Genomic DNA, 19,704 nt, shown 5'->3' on the forward strand with positions numbered 1-19,704 from the left:
CAGTCAGCCTCAGCAGCCCTTGACGGTGTTGATTTGGTTCTTACTCAGGGGCATTTCCTATGATTGTACGCAGTAGCAGTGTCACCGGACGGGAAGACGATCTTTCCTGAAGCGAAGATAATGCTCTCAAGCTCTGGAACGCAGAGAATGGGCGGGAACTGCTTATGCTATCCGGGCGTTCGAGCTCAGTGCCGGCGGTGGCGTTCTCACCAGACGTTCGAAGATCGTATCCGACAGCTTCGATACGACGCTTAGGCTCTGGGAGACGTCAACTGGACACCTGCGAACGTTCGCCGGACATTCTGATGCAGCAATAGCGCTTGCTTCCTCTCCGGACGGCCGTCGGATCGTTTCGGGGAGCTACGACGGGACACTCAGCTGGCGACGGCGTGATCGACGTGACCGAGCTCGCGCAATATGTTGACCGCCGGCTGCCGGACCTGACCTTCGAGGCCTTCAAGCTGCGGCAGGTGCCGCAGATGAGCATTCTTGAGTTGAAATTTCCGGCTGGTATCCAAGATCGCGCTGCTACCTGTTGACGGCCAGGCGCGGCCGAAAAGCATTTCAATAAGGCCAACGCATTTTGTAAGGGCCCCGGCCGATTTATGGATTATGAGAGCGCATGCGCAGCAGAAAAAAATTGGCCAGCTTGCCCCTGGCACAGCAGTAAGTGTTGTCAGGACGGAAGCTCGTAGCGCGAGAGGGCAAGGCGATTGCCTACGTTGCCCCGGGGTCGCTGCTGCGCATTCAATAGCGCCGACGCGAGTCCTGAGGGATGATCCCGTGTTTGAGGCGGGACGGTTCGGCTGGTGCGAATTCTCGCGGTACTCGGAAGTCCTTCCCGACTGCCCAAACGCAATTGTCCATTCCTGGGCAATGGCGAAGAAGGAAGTATCGTATTTTTGATGGCTCGCGTGGCTCCCAGGCGAGCGTGAGGGGCGCGGCGCTGCGGGTCCGTATTGTAACGGATTGGACGCCCTTTACGTTTTTTGCCTTGCGCGCCTGAAGAATGCTTGAAAGAATTTGCAAGCCAGGGGAGAGAGTAGAAGGGGGACATTGCGGGGCTCCGGGAGATGTTGCGTTTAGGTCGCCGTCCGTTTGGCCGAGCCAACTCAAGCGTCAGGCGCGGCAATTGGGCCGCGGGCCCCGGCCTCCAATCAGGACAGCTCACACATTCTTGAGAACCAATATTGCGGGCCCTTGGGCGTCCATCCCGATGGGGAAGGTAGAGGCTGCGCCCGATCGGGGGTGGCGATTTGGATCACCTGATGGAGAATACAATGAGTTCTGGGGGATTGAGACGGCAAGGGCTGTGGCTGATCGGATGTGCGACCCTTGTCATCGCAATGTCTGGCCCGGCCTTGGCATTTGAAGAGGACGAAACGCGGCAGATCACGGTGCAGCAGGCGCCGCTGCTGAACGTGACCGCGCCGGCCTCGACACTGGGCGTGGACGTCTGGACCAACCGGGCCGATGGCGCGTACGGAATCAATGAGGATCTGGCGCTGTTCGTGCGCACCAGCTACGACGCGGCGGTGACGATTCTTAATGTCGACGCTGCCGGGCGCACGACGATGTTGTTTCCCAATCGGTTCGCCCCCGACAATCGGTTGCGCGGAAACCAAGTTTATCAGGTCCCCGGGACTGGTGCGCAGTTCAAGTTGCATATTGCCGGGCCGGTGGGCGTGAACCTGATCAAGGTGATCGCAACGACGAGCACGGCGCCGATCTTTCAGGGCCGCGCAGTCGAGCAGTCAGGTCCCTTTGACACGTACGCCGACACGTCCGAGGAACTGGCGCGTCAGATCCAGGTGGAGATGACGCAGCCGCAGAACGGCGTCTGGGCAATAGTGGATCGGCCGATTCGAGTGGTGTCGCGGCAGGCAGGGGCACAGCCTCCGCAGGTCTTGCAAACACCGATTTCCTCACCGGCACCTTTGCCACCACCGATTCCTCCCTCCGTGATTGTCGGCAACAGCCCCGTCGCGCCCACACCCGGCGCTTCTCCCGGTCAGCCGACGCCTGGCCTGCCTGGGCTCAGCGGTATGCCCAGCGCATTCGGGCTCGAGGTGCGGACCGCGAAGGAAAGCTATCGCATGGGTGAAGACCTGGCCCTGACGTTGACATCGGAACGCAACTGCAAGCTGACGCTGCTGAGCGTTGATGCGCAGAACAACGCGGCGGTGCTCTACCCCAACAGGCTGGAGAAGGAGCCCGGCCTTCGCGCCGGCCAGACGACGTTTCTGCCCGGAACCGACGGTAAGATGAAGTTCACTCTGATGGGGCAGCCCGGACCGCAATCCGTCATTGCCATCTGCGGCGAAGAATGGTCGCTGATGGGCAGCGTCAACAACCTGTTCCGGTCGGATGATCGCTCGATCTATCCCAGCGTCAACAATCAGGTCGACATTGCTCAAGTGATTTCAGCGCAGCTCAAATCGGGTCGCAAGATCGCTCATTCGAGTGTCTCGTTTCTGCTGGTCCAGTAAGAGGAAATAAAATGTCATTTTCGATCACCAAGAGCCTCTTGATCTCGCTGACTCTCGCGGTCGTCGGCGGGGCTGCCGTCGCCCAGGACCGCTCGCGCATCGACATCGGCAACGATCAGCTCGATAGCCGCTCGATCGCGGACACCCTGGACAAAGCGATCACCGTAGTGCCAGCGGGGCAGCCCGGCAGTGGATCGCCAATGCCGGTGAGCCTGATGATGAAGATCGAGTTCGGCTTCGCCTCTTCGGGGCTCACGCCGCGGGCCATGGGGCGGCTCGACCAAGTGGCGGTGGCGCTGAACGATCCGCGGCTGGTCGGCCGGCGCTTCATCGTCGAGGGGCACACCGACTCCATCGGTTCTGACGAACAGAACACGCGTCTGTCGCAGGAGCGAGCACTCAGCGTTGCGTCCTATCTGCAAAAGCGCGGTCTGGGTGCCGAACGGCTCGCGGTTCAGGGACTGGGTAAACGACAGCCAATTTCCGGAATTGATCCGGCCGACGGTCGCAATCGGCGTGTCGAAATTGTCCCGATTCAATAGGGGGATTTCCATGCGTGCTTTCAAAGGTGTGACATTCGTACTGACTATCGCTCTTCTCTCCACCTGCGCTGTCGCGCAGGAGCGGAACAAAGGGATCATCGTCAATGATGCCGAGAAGCAGCCTGGAGTTGATGCAGTCTTGGAGTTGAAGGCAAAAACGAGATCGATCGATCAGGAATTCAAGGCCATCTGTACGCAGACCTGCGGTACCGCCGGCGCTGCAGCTAAGCTCGCTCTAGAAACAAACGTTGAGATTTGCTTCAAGGTGACATCAGAAGGGTACGTCACCCTCTGGAGCATCGATTCCAAGGGCGGGTTTACGCTCATTTATCCGAACAGACTCAGTCATCCCACGAAGGCTCGGGCTGCGCTGGTGAAGGCGAATACACGAACGTGCGTCGGTGATTCGGAAAAGTATCAACTCCAGATAGCGGAGCCGAAAGGAACGTCAAAAGTATATCTACATTGGACGAGAACTGAGGACGACGCCCTCGGTCCCGAAGACTATCCGGTCATCGGGAAGGATATTAGAGCGGGGGCGCCGCCCTATGCGGCTGCGACACTGCAATACGAAATCACTGGCAAGAACTAGGAGCACATCATGCATCGGCAAGCTCTGGCCAGCTATGCGCTCGGCGTGGTGCTTCTGTCTGCGACCACCGTGGCCGCACAGGACCGGGCGCAATTCACCTGCGTGGGACCGGACAAGAAAGTCGAATCGAAGATCGTCGGCGGCCAAGAGGCGCAATCGGGCGACTGGCCATGGCAGGTTTCACTGCAGGCAAATGGTCGACACTTCTGTGGAGGTTCCTTGATCCATCCGCAGTGGGTTCTCACCGCCGCGCATTGTGCGTTCAGTCGGGGGCAGAAAGTGCCGCTCGAACCGCTGTCCGTCGTCAGCGGGACTGTGGATCTGAAAGCAGCCGGAGCCAGACGGCGAGTCTCGCAGTTCATCGTTCATGAGCAGTACCAACCGTCGGGACATGCCTACGACGTTGCACTCATTAAGCTTGATTCTCCCTTCGACGCGAATCCCAGCCAGATGGTCAAGCTCGAGAGTAAACGCCTGGAGCGGCAATTTGGTCAGGCGGGCGACTGTGCTGTCGTGACCGGCTGGGGGACGCTCGAAAATCAGGGAAATGAGATCCCGCCGCGTATGAGGCAGGTGGATATCCCGATTATTGAAAACTCCGAGTGCAATCAGGCCTATAGCGGCGAGATCGCCCAAGGTCAGGTCTGCGCGGGATACAAGCAGGGCACGAAGGACTCCTGCCAGGGAGACAGCGGCGGTCCCCTCGTTGTGCCGGGCGGCCCCTCGGGGTGGACCCAGGTCGGGGTCGTGAGCTTTGGTCGCGGATGCGCTCTCCCCAATGCCTACGGCGTCTACACGCGCGTATCAGCCTACATCGACTGGATCTTGCAAAAGACGCGCGCCAATCCGAAATCAGGAGACGAGTGATGCAGTTGCTTCGTTCAATGGAGCGATCGTGGCTTGCCGCCGCGCCGGCTGCGCTCTGCCTCATGGGTGGTCTGCTCTTCAGCACGGTTCAGCAAGCCGCCGCCCGCATCGAGATCGTCGCTCCGACCGTCGACGCGACACAGCGGCTGGCAAGCAGATTGTTTCCGCTGAGCGTCGCGCGGGGCGGCAGTAGTAACACGATCATCTCTCCGTTGAGCCTCGGCGCCGCGCTGTATATGGCGGCCGGCGGAGCGAATGGCGAGACGGAGAAGGCGTTTCGCGCGGCCCTCGAGATCGGCGACGGTTCGAGCGGCGATTCCGTTAAAAGGTTCGGCAGGCAAATCCGCAGCATCGGCTCGCACGATCCGAAGGTGATCTTCCGTTCGGTGAACGGGATGTGGCTTGCCGCCAATGCGAGACCCGTTCCCGCCTATATTGAGCTGTTGCGCAACGGCTTCCAGGCCATGGTCGCGACTGAGGATTTCTCCAAACCGAAGGCTGTGAAGGACATCAACGACTGGTTCGCGCGTCAGACCCAGCAGCTCATTCCCAACATGGTCTCGCAGATCTCGGCCGACACGCGTGTGATCCTGGCGAACGCGTTGTACTTCAAGGGCCAATGGACGACCCCGTTTCCGGCCGGTGCGACGCAGCCCGCACCCTTTCGTCTTGCTGACGGCAAGACGATAGACGTTCCGATGATGCGCCGGTCGGATGACGGCTTCCAATATTCCGAGACGGCGAGCTATCAAGCGATCAGGCTGCCCTTCGGCAAGGGCGAGTTCGAGGTCATCGTCGCTCTTCCAAAGGACGGCGTCGATCCCGCAAAGAACGCCGGCGAACTGACCGGGGCGGCCAACGGACAGTTCTCCGAACGCCCGGGCCGGCTCTCGCTGCCGCGGCTTCAATTGACCGCAGGCGGCGACGTGAAGGGGGTGCTGGAGGCCTTCGGTCTTAAAGAGCCGTTCTCTACTGCGGCGGATTTCTCAAAGCTCGCGAAATCGCGCATCAAGTTCGATCAGGTTGTTCATCGCGTTGCTCTGAGTTGGGACGAGCAGGGTGCCGAAGCCGCTGCTGGAACGGCCATCGTGATGACCAAGACGGCAGCTCTCCCCGCCGATCCCTTCGAAATGAATGTCGATCGCCCCTTCGTCTTCGTCCTGCGTCATGTGAAGACCGGAGCGGCCATTCTGGTCGGCTTGGTGAATGATCCGCGACAGGGATCGTCTTGAATGGCAACGGACTAGCTTGGGCCTTTTGTGAGGTAGTCTTCCTTGGCGAGAGAGATGAGCAGCGCCGATCGTTCGAGATTTTCGATGTTTGTTGTCAGGAATTAAGATAGCTCGTTTCAGGTCACACCAAGTTTTCGGCAGCACTACGTTCATAATACTTCCATAGAGAAGAGCGGCCGGGGCGAAGCCAAGATGTTTCAGAGAGAACTCGTTTGCCGCGCGGTATCCTCTACTTTCGCCCTCGTGATGGGGGCTGGCCTACTCAATCTAAGCTTCGCACTGGCCGAAGAGACTGAGGCTCGACAGCGATTGCAGGAGGGAGGCTGCAATGCGCAAACAAAGAGTCCATGCCGCTCTTCCTCCGTCATGTCGCCGCGGGCGGGCGCAGTCTCAGTCGTCTTCGGCCGCGCGACCGATTCATTCCAAGTATCGCAAGATGGAACGCGCCTGCAATTCCCCTTGGATGTTTTTGGCGAACAAGTAGCTGATTTTGCGTTCAATCTAGCTCTTTTGACCGTGGAGGCAAGGCCCCCCAACTTTGCTCGATCGGCATCGATTGCGGCCGGGTGCCATTCTGTCATTCCAGACGACATGGGGAGTTTTCTTACTACTTCTGCTCAAGGGCCGGAGGTAAATGGTCGTCGGGGGGTCGATTCACATGAGAATTCCAAGCCGCTGTGGACTGTCGATGCGCACGGGGGGCGCCGGGTTATCGCGCCGGTTGTCTGTTTCGCAAAGGCGACCGGCGACGGGCGTCTGGTGATAGCGGCTTACGACGATGGGACAGTCCGTTGGCATCGAACGACTGATGGTCGGGAGTTGTTGGCGTTGTTTGTCAACAAGGAGAACTGGCGTTGGGCGGCTTGGACCCCCTCGGGCTACTATATGACTTCCCCCGGCGGGGAGGATACGATCGCCTGGCAAGTCAACCGAGTGGGGAGCCGGAATGCCGATTTCTTTCCGGCTTCACGACTCCGCGAACGGTTCAGTCGCCCCGATATCGTACAGCAGGTGCTAATCGCTCTCGATGAAGGCAAGGCGATTGAGGCAGCCAATAGAGCCGCCAAATTGAGCTCTGACACCACACCGGTAAATTCCAGACTGCCGCCGGTGATCAGCATTCTATCGCCTTCCGACGGGGGCTCGGTTCGAGATAGAGAGATTGCAGTCGATTACGAGTTGCGTTCGCCGTCTGGCTTGCCGGTGGATACAGTTGAGGTTCTCATTGATGGCCGGCCGAGCCGGGGTATCAAGCCGTTGCACAGCGGGGTGACCGGAGCACGAATTGAGCGGCAGATGGTTAGCTTGCCGAACCGCGATGTCGAGCTCGGACTGTTGGCGAGATCTGGCTCGCTGGTCAGCGAAGTCGCAAAGGTCAAACTCAGATGGCAAGGTTCAACAGCGCTCCAGGCTGATGAAGGGCTCAAGCCGAAGCTCTATGGTGTGATCGTCGGCGTGAGTTCTTACAACGACAAGGCGCTTCAGCTCAAATATGCGGCCAAGGACGCCAAGGATTTTGCCGCAGCTCTGCAATTGCAAAAAGGTGGGCTCTACCGCGATGTCGAACTCAAGGTGCTCGCCGATGCTGAAGCGACCCTTGATGCTATTCGTCGCTCCCTCACCTGGTTGGAGCGATCGGTTACCAGCCGCGATGTTGGAATTGTCTTCCTGGCGGGGCACGGACTGTCAGATGCCAAGAACCAGTACTATTATCTCGCTGTCGATAGCGACCGGAAGCAGCTTGAGGACACCGCTCTTGACGGCGTGACGTTGCGACAACGTACCCGGCGACTTGCAAGCAAGGTGCTGGTGTTCCTGGACACGTGCTATGCCGGCCAGGCGCTGGGACCCGCTGCACGCGGTGCAACCGACATAAACTCGCTGGTCAACGACCTCTCCAGCACCGAGAATGGCGTCGTTACTTACGCTTCTTCGACCGGGCGCGAGGTGTCTCAGGAGGATGCCTCCTGGGGGAATGGCGCGTTTACGAAGGCCCTAATCGAGGGACTTGGTGCATCCGGCGTAGAGGCGCGCGCCGACATTAGGGGCAAGGGCGTGATCACCACTGCAGCACTCGATCTTTGGGTCTCAGAGCGGGTGAAGGAATTGACCGGCGGGTCACAGCATCCGGTCATGGTCAGGCCAGTTCCCGACTTTCCGATGTTTTTCGTTAGGAATTGAAGATGGTTTCCATCCCGATGATAGCTACAAGTTGCTTTAGCCGCGGGCTCATGGTGCGATCAACGTATCTTGCTGCGGCGCTGGTGTTGGTGGGGCAATGTTTTTCTGTCGCGCCTACACGCGCTCAAAGCTGTCAAGGCTATTACGATCGGGCGCGCACCAGTCTTGCCCGGGATTCGTCGGATCTCGGGACGCTCGATCGACTCCGCGGCATGGTCAGCAATTCAGGCCAGTGCACTGAAGTTGAGAAGACCTGTTTTGCCTATCTGATCGCTGACAGTTATTCACAGGCGATCAGTGATCTACAGGCGAAGGGCTTGCCTCCCCAAAAACTCCAGGAATTGGCGGCTGCCGGTGGATCGGTCGCGCGGACATGGCGAATGCTCTGGACGATGGCGGACCTTGCCGAGAATGCGAAGAACTACGACCAGGCCGCGCTGTTCTACAAATCGTCCCTGACCGCGCTTTCCGACGTCGAGAGCCGGATTCAGCAGGGTGCGCGCTCCTTCGTCTGTCCGGACGAGGAGCGGGCGCTTCCGAGCGCGAAGCAGGCGGCCGAACTGATCCGCCTGGCGGAGCAGGCGGACGCCCTGGCGACGAACTTCGTGCCGGCCCCGCCGACGCGCGACGGATCGTTCGGAGGGATCTTCGTTGGCAAGCTCCGGGGTATCGAGGTCGTCAATTTCCCGATTCCGATCGAGTTCAGGTACGACTCGACGGAGCTGACGCAGAAAGGGACCGACGCCGCGAATTTCCTGCTGTCCTTCATCAACCGGTCCGACGTTCCCAGGATCGTTCTCACCGGGCACGCCGACCAGAAGGGCTCGGATGACTACAACTGCAAACTGTCGGGGCGCCGTCTCGATGCCCTGATCGCCTTCATGAAGCCGGCCATGCGCAAGAGCGTCACGATAGAGGCCGTCCCGCAGGGGAAGGGCGAGCCTTTTCCGATCGTCGAGGGCTCCAAGCTGTCCCAGGACGAAGTCGACCAGATCAACCGTCGCATCGAATTGCGCGATCGTAAGGTCCAGAGGAAGTGTCAATGATCGCAGCATCCGTCAAAATCGCGAGAGGCGTGCTGCTCGCAGCCGCGTTCGCAGCGTACTGCCTCACCACGGCCCATGCGGAGACGCGGGCCGTGGTCGTCGGTGTTTCGGTCTATGCGTCCCAGCCCGCGCTGCCCGGAGCTGCCCGGGATGCCGAAGATATCCAGCAAGCGCTGAAGACCCGCGGGATCGAATATGTTCAGTTCCTCGTCAATGGCGAGGCGACCCGCGCGCGTCTGGACGCGGTCATCCGCGACGCCATCGGCAGGTCCGCTCGCGGAGATATCCTGCTGCTCACCTTCGCCGGACATGGCTCGGTTGTTCTGGAGCAGGCCGGCAACAAGACCAAGAAATCGTTTCTGCTGGCGCCATTCTCCGACAAGTCGGCTCCTGCAGAGCGTTTCCTCAGCGACGACCTGCTCGGCTGGGCGCGGGAGCTGGAGACGAAGGGCGCAAGCCTCGTCCTTGTTCTCGACGCATGCCATTCGGGCATCGGTTTGCGGAAGGGGCCGCCGGGCTTCCAACCGCTCACGGCCACGCGCTTCGTGGCACCCTCGGCCGACACCAGCTCGGCGCGGCCGCCGGACGATATCTTGGCCCCGAGCACCTACGTCTTTGGTGCGACCGACACTGCCGTCAGGGTGCGCGAGATGATGGTCGATGGCGTCGAGCGCGGCGCGCTGAGCTTCGCCTTCGCGCGGGCGATCGAAGGCGCCGTCGATCGGTACGACGGGGGCACGATCACCGCCCGGAAACTGCAGCGCTTCCTGAGCGGTGCCGTCAGGTTCCTGTCGCAGAACGACCAGACACCCCAGTTTCACATCCCTAACGGCGATCAGATCCTTCTGCAAGCCAAGCTGCCGGCTGTCCGGCCGACGACGGCCAGCAAGCGGGTGACGATACAGCTCGACTCCGCGGACCTAGCTGCAGTCCGCCTAGATTCCGATCGTGTCGCGAGTTTGTCGGCCGGTTACGGGGATCTCGTGTGGGAGAAGGCGCCGCGACGGTTGCGCAACAATCTGGGCGACGTGGTTGCCAATGATGTCGATCTTGCCAGTCTTCCGACGGCGGCCGACGCCTTCTGGGTCTATCGCCAGATCGCGCGACTTGCGATAGAAGACAAGGCGCTTGCGCCCGCGATCCGGCCGGATGGTGTGGTCCTGTGCAAGGGTGCGCGGCTGACGCTAACGGTACCGGAAACGGAATTCCGCTACTTCTCGGTGTTCGATCTCTCGGGCAATGGCCTGGTCCAGAACGGCTATACCGGACAATTCGCCGAGCCCGAGTGGAGGAGGAGTCCGCAGGGTTGGGTCAGGGACGATCTTGGCACATTCGATCCGCTCGGCGCCGATTACCTGATCACTGTCGTCGCAGACCAGCCTCTGACGGAGTTGGGTCACCGACTCGAGGCGCTGGACGAAAAGCTGCGTCCCATAGAGCTATACAAGGCCGTCACCGACCAACTCGGGGGCAAGCGGTATGCAATATCGGTGCTTGAGCGCTACAGCGCGGACGACAAGCAATTCCCCGATTTATGCAGGGCAGGAAATTGAAGGGACCCCCAGTCATGAGACGATTGCTGCGATGGCTCGTCGGAGCCATGACGCTGGCAATTTTCGGCGCAGAGGCGGCGGCGGAAGACCGCGCCCTGGTGATCGGCATCAATTCGTATCCGAATCTCGAAGCGCGCTACAATCTGGAAATGGCGTCCGGTGATGCCAATCATTTTGCCGATTTTCTGAAGGATACGTTCGACTTCAAGTCAGAGCAGATTAGGATCCTACGCGATACGGATGCGACCCGCGACAAGATCGTGGACGCATTCCGCCGCTGGCTGATCGATGGTACCCGGCCCGGCGATCGCGCGATCTTCTATTTCTCAGGTCATGGACTGAGATTCAGGAGCGGCGACGGCTTTGCCAGAGGGCTCGCGCCGTCGGACGTCAGGAAGAGCGAGGCCGACGGCCAAGCCGAATTCGAGAACGTGATCCCGACCGATCTGTTGACGTCGCTGCGTCGAGAACTCCGCGGACGGACGGTGATGTTCTTCGTGGATTCCTGCTTCTCCGGAAAGATCGCACGCAGCAACGAGCAGGGTGACTCGATCGAATCGGAGGGCGTGCGCGCCAAGAGTCTGACGCCGGACTCGATCGGGCTGCTGCGCGGGGTCGCGGAGCCGCCGGACCTGGTTTCCGCCGACAACACCGAATTTGCGCTATGGGCCGCGGTGGCGCCCAACCAACTGGCGTTCGAGGATCCGGCTGCTGGCGGCAGCGTCTTCACGGCAGCCCTGATCAAGGGCGTCAGGGAGCGTGCCGCGGACCTGAACGGCGACGGCAAGATCCAGGTCGCCGAGCTCCTGAATTTCGTTTCCGACGCATCGAGCATCTTCTGCGAAAAGCGCCGCAACACCTGCCTCAACGGGCTGACGCCTGATCTTACCGCCGTCCCTGACGACACTTATCGTACCACGGTGTTCTGGCCGCGCGCGCGCGCGGCCGAGGGCGGCTCCGGAGGCGACGTCGCGCAGGTCACCTTTCAGCACAGGAACGATTTCGAGCTGAAGCTCGAGATGCAGCCGAGCGCGTCGGTCCAGCTCAACGACAACATCTTCTTCAGAATCTTCTCCGCGGCATCAGGGCAATTGATGCTCTTCGACCAAGGCAGTGACGGGGCATTCCGCATGATCTTTCCAAATCGTCTCTCGATAGCGCAGGGGGTGTCACGTCTGATCGGCGCCGGTTCTCCGATTGAGATTCCACGCAATGGCTTTCGCTTTCGTGCGAGCCCTCGCGGCAAGGGGATGATGGTCGCACTGGTTGTCGCCGACGACGTCCGGCTGGAAGAGCTCACCGCGGCATTTGAGAGCTCCGGGTCGATCAACAGTCCCGACAAGCTGATCGGCGCGATCGCGTCCCGGCTCCAAAAGCCAATTGTGGCTAGAAGGCCTGACGTGCCCGATCGGCTTCCGAGATGGGCAGCCGTTTGGCAAAACTATGAGGTGCGCTGATAGCCAGTTTCCTAGATGTATGACCGCGTGATTTAGCCATTGCAGGAGCCGAAAATGTTGTGGCCTTTTGCTCGAAGTGAAATCAATGTTGCCAGTGTCGCACATTGCCTGATCGGGGCAATCTGGCTGATGGGATTGCCATCCGCAGCATCGGCGCAATCCGCTGCCGCCAGCGTTCCGACGAGGATCATCGCGCAACGCGGAGATGATGTCGGCTCTGCCATCATTTCCGCCAACGGGAACGTGCTCGTCACATTGGGCGGCGAGTCGCCAGTCGCGAAGGTATGGGATGCGCGAACCGGACGGTTGGCCCGAATCCTCTTTACCCTACCTGACGCGGCGCGAAACCACGCGGAGTTCACCTCCCTCTCGTCCGATGGACGCCGGCTGTTCGGCATCCAGAATGGTACGGCGAAGGTCTGGGATACCGAGACCGGCCGGACCGTCATTTCGTTCGAGTATGGCGATCAAGGTCCTGACGGTTTTGCTTCGATGTCGATGGATGGACTTCGCACGGTTTCAACCGGCAAGGGCAACAAATCGCTCGTTATTTGGGACGCGCAAACCGGCAAGCAGATCTCCACAATCCGAGTTAACCAGGAACTCAAGGCCATCGCGATCTCGCCGGACGGCAGCAAGGTGGCGGCGGCCACCGCCGATAAATCGATAAGGGTGTGGGATGCCGCGTCCGGACAACCGGTTAAGACGCTGACCGGGCACAAGCACGACATCACCAACGTTTCGTTCTCGCCACGGGGAAACCGATTGCTTTCTCAAACCGAGCAGGAAATTCGACTGTGGAGTCTCGACGCCGGCCGCGTATTGCGCTCGGCGGCGAATGACGGGATTGACCATATCTATTTCTCGGCCGATGGCTCACGACTTGCCTACTCAATTGGTTCTTCAGGCCAAAGCGTCGTTATTTGGGACGCGGAAGCTGGAACGCAAATCGCGGAATACCCGCTGGGCGAAAAAGACGATTCGCTGGCCGCGCTCTCCGACGATGGCCGAACCGTTTGGGTCACCAACGGGGAAAAGAAGAAGACCAGCATTCTGGACGCCTTGTCGGGGAAGGCAACCGGCCCCGACATAACATCTGGTACGGTTGCCGGGACCTCCAGCAACGGAAAATTCTTTCTGGTCGACAAGAGCGGCACATGGAACGTCATCAGATCCGATCGGTCGCCGGTGCAGAGTTTTCATCTCGCGCCAGTTTCGACTGCCTCCGTCGCGCTCGTTGCTGATGGCACGAAGATCGCCATCGCCGGCTCGGACGGACAAGTCCTGCTCAGAAACACCAAGACATGGACCAGCATCGGTCAGTGTCACGAAAAGGTTGAAGCGAAAGATGGCCCCGGCGGAATCATAGCCTTCGCCGTATCGCCGGACGGAAGTCGTGTCGCTTCCATGGCAGACGAGGAGATTCGTGTATGCGATCTTGAATCGGGGAGCCGCGTCGGTGCGCCAATCAAGGCCAATGGTCAAGTCCTTGGCTTCGCCGCCGGCTCTTCCCGTCTGCTTTCCGAAAATGACAATGGCGGCGTGGACCTGACCGACATCGCGACGGGGACGACGGCTAAGTCCTTTGGCAAAGACATCAACGCCTCGGTTGTCGCGTTCGCAAAGAACAGAGCCTTCGTCGGAACTGGCGACAACAAGATTCGGATTGTGGACCTGTCATCCGGGCGCGAGTCGCGTGTTCTTCGGATGATGGTTGGACCTGTGATGGCGGTCACGGCTTCTCCGGACGGGCAGCGGGTGGCCGCTGGCAGCAATCCATTCCTGGTGAAGTTGTGGAACAGCGACACCGGGGCGCTGCTCAGCGAATTGAAGTCCTCGCCTCCCGCGGACATCGTCTCGCGATTTGTCGACATTACGAGCATCGCGTTCTCGCCTTCGGATCCCTGGCTTGCCGCGAGCTATGGCGGGCAGATCGCGATTTGGAACCTGCAGACGAGCCGGGAGGTGTTCAAGCTCGGCGGCAATGCCGCGGACGTCAGGCAGATCGCGTTCTCGGCCGACGGGCGCCAACTGGTCTCGGCGGCCGCTGATGGAACAGTCGAGCATTGGGACGCGAAGACGGGCACTCTGCTTGCGACGATCTTCTCATTCGCGGATGGGCAATGGATCGCGCTCACGCCGGAAGGATTCTTCGAGGCATCGTCGCGCAGCGTCACCAACAATCTGAACGTCGTCCGCGGTCTCAACGTCAGTTCAATCGATCAGGTCTATGATGCGCTCTATCGGCCGGATCTTGTGCGGGAGAAGCTTGCCGGCGATCCCAAGGGGAAGGTCAGGGAAGCCGCCGCGAGGCTTGACCTGGATCGCGTCATGGCAAGCGGCGATGCGCCCAAGGTGACGATTGTCTCGCCTGCCGACGGCGCCTCGGTCGCCGTCGGCGACATCGTCGTCGAGGCCGCCATCGCGATCCAGGGCGGCGGCATAGGACGCGTTGAATGGCGGCTCAATTCTCAGACCCTGGGCGTCGAGAATCGCGGCATCAAGGCAATGGCCACGGATCGGGTCGGTTCCGCAACCGCCAATGGCGACGGGACACTGATGATTTCTCAGAAATTCGCTATCGAGCCCGGCGACAATCTGATCGAGTTCGCCGTCTACAACGAGAAGGGCCTGATCGCCTCGTCGCCAGCTAGGATCACAGTGAAAGCAACCGGAAGGGCAGCCGCCACCAAGCCGCGCCTGTTCATCCTCGCAGTCGGCATCAACGACTACGCGGACAGCCGCCTGAAGCTGAACTTCGCGGTGCCGGATGCGCGCGCGATCGCATCCTCGTTCGAGAAGGCTGGCAGCGGCTTTTACGAGAGCGCAAAGGTACGCTTGCTTCTAGATGACGAGGCAACCTCCACAAGGATGGAAGCGGCCTTCCGGCAACTGTCGACCGACGTAAAGGCCACGGACGTATTCGTGTTCTTCGTCGCCGGTCACGGCCGGACGCTGAACGGAAAGTACTACTTCATTCCTCAGGACTTCCGCTATCGGGACCAGGATTCCTACGTCCAGAACGGCGTCTCGCAGGAGCAGTGGCAAAAATGGATCGCCTGGATCCAGGCGCGAAAGAGCATCTTGATCTACGACACCTGCGAGAGCGGGTCGATGACGGCCGATGCTGCTTCGTTGGCCCCTGGTCAGCGAGGAACGCGCGCGGTCGAAGAGCAGGCGGTGGCCTACGAGAAGCTGAAGGAAGCAATGGGGCGGACCATTCTCGCAGCGTCGACGGACACCGAGCCGGCCCTGGAGGGTTACAAGGGGCATGGCATACTGTCCTATGCGGTGATGGACGCGCTCGAACGCGCGCCCATCAACGCCAGCGGATTGATCAACGTGATCGACCTGATCAAGTACGTCGACGATCGGGTGCCGCAGATCAGCTACGAAGCCTTCAAGCATTGGCAGTACTCGCAAGCGAGGTTCAGCGGCTCGAACTTCCCGATCGCTCGGCGCACGGCCGTGCTCGGCGGCCCCCCCGTCGAGCAGCCGGCAGGGGCAACTTCGTCCTTACCGATCAAGCCAACGCACGTCGTGATCGCTGCCGTCACGGTTCGCCAGCAGCCGGACGCGACGAGTGGCGCCTCGATCCAGCTCACCGCCGGGGCTCAGGTCGCGATCGTCAGGCGGGAAGGTGGCTGGATCGCGATCGCGCGAGACGGGAAGCAGCTCGGATATGTCGAAGAACGAGCCGTGGCGGCGTTGCAGTGAGGTGGATCAGATGAGTTCGTACGGCGTACCACCGCTGACTTCAACCGCCTGCGACGGCGCTTCGCCCTTGATTCGAAGAGCTGTCGGGATTTGACCATGCAGGCGCTTGTCCGATTCCTGACACACGGTACGAGCCTCAGCACGATCCCGCTCTGGAAGCTTGCGCTGTTCATGGTCGGCGTCATGTTCTTCGTGTTTGCCAGCGGCATTGAGAGGCGGTCGAGCCGCCTGATCGAATGGCTAATCGATCCGGACAACATCATCAGCTTTACGGTCGGCTGGCGGTCGGATTCCCCAAACGCGAGCGCCGTGACGGTCATCGACATCGACGATGCCAGCTACGACGCCTGGGGGCAGCCGCTTATGACGCCGCGTGACAAGCTCTTCGATCTGGTGGAGGGCGCAGAGAGACGAGGCGCCGCCATCATTGCGGTCGACATTGATGTTGCGGCAAGCGCCACGGTCGAAGACTCCAACATGATACTCGCTCGACTGAAGGAATATTCTGCGAGGCAGGCACGGAAGGAGCGCCCGACACCCCTGATCCTCGTGCGGGGGCTCTGGGCCGAGATGAATGCTTCGGGAGCACTTGCCGTGCATCCGCTCTCCAGAGGCTCGGGCGGGCAGCATTCGCCGCTGGCGGACGCCAACGAGAGATTGGATGCGTTCGTCTCGGCTGTGGAAGGGAGCGCCGGCAATCAGTCCATCCTTTGGGGATCCGCGCTTTTTCAGGCGGACACGACGGGAACGATCCGTGAATGGCGGCTGATGGAAGCGATCTGCGATGGAGAGCGGTCGGCCTGGCGTGCTTTTCCGTCGGTTGGATTGATCGCGGCCGCATTGTCGCATGCCGGACGGCAGACTGTCGCGGATGTGCGAGACCAGGCCACGCGTTACGCTCAGGACCATTGCGAGCACCGGGCAGACCATTTGGGACGGAGAGGGGTGGTAGTTGGCCTCCAATGGCTGGCGCGCTCATCTTCGCCGACAATACTGCCGTATCTGTTCTGGCCTGCGAAATTGGAGCCTTTCCGTTTCGGGAGCGGGCGTGACTGGGCGGGAACGGTGGTCCCTCTCCTGGACATCCGTTCGGCCGTGAAGCTGCAGGCCGGGGACGGATCGATCAGAGGCAAGTACGCTGACCCGGATCTCTGCAACCTGATCAAGAAAGCCGATCCATCGCCGTTGTCTTGCGAGGCTCTGCGTGACAGGGTGGTTGTCATCGGCGCAACCCATCGGGACAGTCGCGACGATCACTTGACGCCTCTGGGGCCGATGTCTGGAGTCTACGTAGTCGCCAACACCATTGCCGGAGCATGCGATTCCTTGCTGGCTGCTCCGAAGTTGCGGACGAGTTCTGCCTTGTGGGGCGGCTTGCTGTTTGCAATCTTCGCCGTGTTGGCAGCGCGGCTGAGGAACGTGTTCGCGGTCTTATTGGGCGGGCTCGTCGCATTGATATTCCTGTCATCCGTTTCGAACTGGCTGTTGATTCCGGTGTCTCAATCCTATGAGAGCATTAATACGGCGATGATCATGCTGGCGATTTTTCTGACGGTTGGATCGATCGCGCAGGACGTCGAGCGCTGGCTAGTCGGTATCATGCGCCGGTTGCGTGGGTTCGGCGCGCCGCGGGCCGAGGCGCGGGAGAGCGGGACTGAAGAAGGGCAGAGCGGCCGATGAGCATCTCGACCTCGAAAGTCCTCGCGCGATCCTGTGCCGTCTGGCTGCTCGCACTGCCAATCCTCACTGGCAGAATCGCGCAGGCGCAGACGCCGGCGAGACGGCCCGTCGGCATCGTCGTTTCGATATCACCCTATCCCGGCCAGACGGTGCCCGGAAAGGCGTTGGTGAGATCGCCTGATGGCGCAGAGCGACCGCTGGGTGAGGGCGAGTTCGTCTCCGAAAATGACGAGATCATCGTACCTAATCGCGATGCGACGGTCGTGGTATCGGAGCGGCGGGGCAGCAGGATGATCTGTGCGCCGCAGTTGACGTCCGACGCGTGCAGACTGGTCCTGACCTCTGAAAACTCATTCCTGGGCCCGATCGGGCGCTTCTACGATTCGATCGTGAGGATCACCTCGCGTATGACCGGAGGGTCTTCGACCTTTGCCACGCTTTCGAGCCGGACGTTTGACGATTTGCCCATGTCCGTGATGGTCGACGTCAACGTGGGGCAGACCGTGCGTACCGGAGAGCGCGCGCTTTGGCTGACATGGTCAGGCGGCAAGCCGCCATTTCGGTTGGAACTGTCGCTGAACTCACGGCGTCTGCTTGAGCAATCGACTCAGGAACGTGAGATCACACTCCCGCCGGTTCAACTCGTACGAGGGCAGGGTTCATTGTCGTGCCGGGACGCTGTCGGCCAAGAGTTTTCCATCACGATCGTAGCCTCTGACCGTCTGCCTGATGTGCCGGATCTTTCGGCTGCGGCCTCATCGACGACCGTTACGGCGTACTTGGCTGCTGCCTGGTTGAGCCAGCAGGGCGATGGACGCTTCAAGTTCGAGGCCGTGCAGCAATTGTCGGGAATGGCCCGAGACCTCCACGTCGCCGACTCGCTGCGGCGTGGCCTGATGTTGCTTGATCCCGCGGCTCCCTGACAAGAAGGTGCGCTCGAATGTTTGATCCATCCCGATACTCTCGCTGATCAGGAGCGCGCGAGATGCGTAAGCGAATATCGGTGGCAGGCGTCATTTTTGCGATCCTTGGCCATCTTCTGCCGGCCTCTGCGGCAAGCGCGCAGGCTTGCCAGGACTATTTCGATCGCGCCAAGGGGGCGGTCTCCGGGAATTCGGCGGACCTCAAGGCCCTCCGCGAACTGACCGGCCAAGTGCGAAATTCGCAGGAGTGTACCGAGCTCGACAAGACCTGCTTTTCCTATCTGGTCGCCGATACTGTGGCGGCGCTGGTGTCGTCGGCCGACGGCGGCAAGCCGGTTGCGAAGCTCGTCGAATTGGCGCGTGAAGCATTCATGACGGCCCCGACGTGGCGGGCTGCCTGGGCCTGGGCCCATGAGTTCGAGAAGGAGAAGAATTACGACGAGGCGAGCCTGCTCTATCAAAGGGCTTACGCGGCGATTGCCGACGTCAAGGCGCGCATATCGTTTCGCCACAGAGGATCGTTCGTCTGCGCCGGCGAGGGGGAGCAACTCCCGCCATCCTCCGACGAGGACGAACTGGCGCGGCTCGCGGTCCAGACGAACGCCCTGGCGACGAAATTCGTCGAACCGCCGCCCACGCGCTGCGGGGCGGCGGGGCCAGAGGATGTTCTCAGGGTGGGATGCGGCGCTGAGGCGCGGATTCCATTGCCGGTCGATTTCGAGACTGGTTCGGCGAAGCTCACCGACAAGGGACGAACTGCAGTGGCCTTTCTCGTCCGGTATCTCCGCGCGCAAGGGGCCGAGGCCGGCCCCTTCGTCCTGACGGGGCATTCCGATCAGCGAGGTTCGGCAAGGCGGAACTGCCAACTATCGAAGCGGCGTTTGGACGCCGTGGTCGCGCAGTTGCGCCAGAGCGGCATCGGCAGCGACTTCAATATCGAGCCGATCGCAATGGGCTCTCGCGACCCCTTCAGCGTCGTCGGGGAGAAGGGCTACAGGCAGGACCAGATCGACCGGATCAACCGACGCGTCGAACTGCGAAGCTCAGCTCCGGCTGGGGGGCGGTGCGCGCAATGAGGGTCCCAGGATGTGGAGCCGCGGTTGGGCCTGTTGGAGCACCCGCCGAGCCGATTGATTGGCTACGTTCCCGAGAGCGCGCACTGGCTGACGTCAGGGCCCGATTGCATCACGCGACAAGGGATCGTTTGTACCGGATCGCGGTGCTGGCCTACAACGCGGCCGGGCTCATCGCCTCCGAGCCTGCGGAGATCGTGATCAACTCGGTCCAGCAGGGCACGGCCCCGCCGCGCCTCTACGTGCTCGCCGTTGGCGTGAACGACTACTGGGACGGCGCACTGCACTTGAACTATGCTGCTAACGATGCGAAGTCACTGAGTGACGGCCTGAGGCAGGCCGGTGCCAAGCT

General features: G+C 60.9%; 15 protein-coding genes. All 15 read left to right on the forward strand.

The features are described from left to right. Positions 1 to 389: 389 nt before the first annotated feature. Positions 390 to 539 (forward strand): hypothetical protein, encoded by a 150-nt coding sequence (locus IVB31_RS33010; protein WP_247332258.1) that lies wholly within the window; start codon positions 390 to 392, stop codon positions 537 to 539. A 741-nt stretch (positions 540 to 1,280) separates the two neighbouring features. Further along, positions 1,281 to 2,489, forward strand: coding sequence for a DUF4384 domain-containing protein (locus IVB31_RS33015; RefSeq protein ID WP_247332259.1), 1,209 nt, complete (start codon positions 1,281 to 1,283; stop codon positions 2,487 to 2,489). An 11-nt stretch (positions 2,490 to 2,500) separates the two neighbouring features. Next, entirely contained in the window at positions 2,501 to 3,031 is a 531-nt protein-coding gene (locus IVB31_RS33020; RefSeq protein WP_247332260.1) for an OmpA family protein, read from the forward strand. Between the two features lie 10 nt (positions 3,032 to 3,041). Next, positions 3,042 to 3,623: a DUF4384 domain-containing protein gene (locus IVB31_RS33025; RefSeq protein WP_247332261.1), complete on the forward strand. Its 582-nt coding sequence runs from the start codon at positions 3,042 to 3,044 to the stop codon at positions 3,621 to 3,623. Between the two features lie 9 nt (positions 3,624 to 3,632). Beyond that, on the forward strand, positions 3,633 to 4,490 hold the full coding sequence (locus IVB31_RS33030) for a serine protease (RefSeq protein WP_247332262.1): 858 nt from the start codon (positions 3,633 to 3,635) through the stop codon (positions 4,488 to 4,490). Beyond that, entirely contained in the window at positions 4,388 to 5,722 is a 1,335-nt protein-coding gene (locus IVB31_RS33035) for a serpin family protein (protein WP_247332263.1), read from the forward strand. The genes IVB31_RS33030 and IVB31_RS33035 overlap by 103 nt, the downstream gene beginning before the upstream one ends. 192 nt (positions 5,723 to 5,914) lie before the next feature. Then, the gene (locus IVB31_RS33040) at positions 5,915 to 7,903 is read left to right on the forward strand and encodes a caspase family protein (protein WP_247332264.1); all 1,989 of its coding nucleotides are present in this window, start codon (positions 5,915 to 5,917) and stop codon (positions 7,901 to 7,903) included. Positions 7,904 to 7,905: 2 nt separating this feature from the next. Then, entirely contained in the window at positions 7,906 to 8,949 is a 1,044-nt protein-coding gene (locus IVB31_RS33045) for an OmpA family protein (protein WP_247332265.1), read from the forward strand. After that, a complete protein-coding gene (locus IVB31_RS33050; protein ID WP_247332266.1) occupies positions 8,946 to 10,502 on the forward strand; it encodes a caspase family protein in 1,557 nt (518 codons plus the stop codon). The genes IVB31_RS33045 and IVB31_RS33050 overlap by 4 nt, the downstream gene beginning before the upstream one ends. 14 nt (positions 10,503 to 10,516) lie before the next feature. Next, positions 10,517 to 11,959 (forward strand): caspase family protein, encoded by a 1,443-nt coding sequence (locus IVB31_RS33055; protein ID WP_247332269.1) that lies wholly within the window; start codon positions 10,517 to 10,519, stop codon positions 11,957 to 11,959. Positions 11,960 to 12,013: 54 nt separating this feature from the next. Further along, the gene (locus tag IVB31_RS33060) at positions 12,014 to 15,676 is read left to right on the forward strand and encodes a caspase family protein (RefSeq protein ID WP_247332271.1); all 3,663 of its coding nucleotides are present in this window, start codon (positions 12,014 to 12,016) and stop codon (positions 15,674 to 15,676) included. Positions 15,677 to 15,772: 96 nt separating this feature from the next. Then, a complete protein-coding gene (locus IVB31_RS33065; protein ID WP_247332273.1) occupies positions 15,773 to 17,356 on the forward strand; it encodes a CHASE2 domain-containing protein in 1,584 nt (527 codons plus the stop codon). Further along, entirely contained in the window at positions 17,353 to 18,279 is a 927-nt protein-coding gene (locus IVB31_RS33070; protein WP_247332275.1) for a hypothetical protein, read from the forward strand. Before IVB31_RS33065 ends, IVB31_RS33070 begins: the two co-directional genes overlap by 4 nt. A gap of 62 nt (positions 18,280 to 18,341) precedes the next feature. Further along, a complete protein-coding gene (locus IVB31_RS33075; protein WP_247332277.1) occupies positions 18,342 to 19,355 on the forward strand; it encodes an OmpA family protein in 1,014 nt (337 codons plus the stop codon). 128 nt (positions 19,356 to 19,483) lie between these two features. After that, on the forward strand, positions 19,484 to 19,704 hold a 221-nt coding region (locus IVB31_RS33080), incomplete at its 3' end, for a hypothetical protein (RefSeq protein WP_247332278.1).

The organism is Bradyrhizobium sp. 21 (assembly GCF_023073335.1).
Lineage (GTDB): Bacteria > Pseudomonadota > Alphaproteobacteria > Rhizobiales > Xanthobacteraceae > Bradyrhizobium.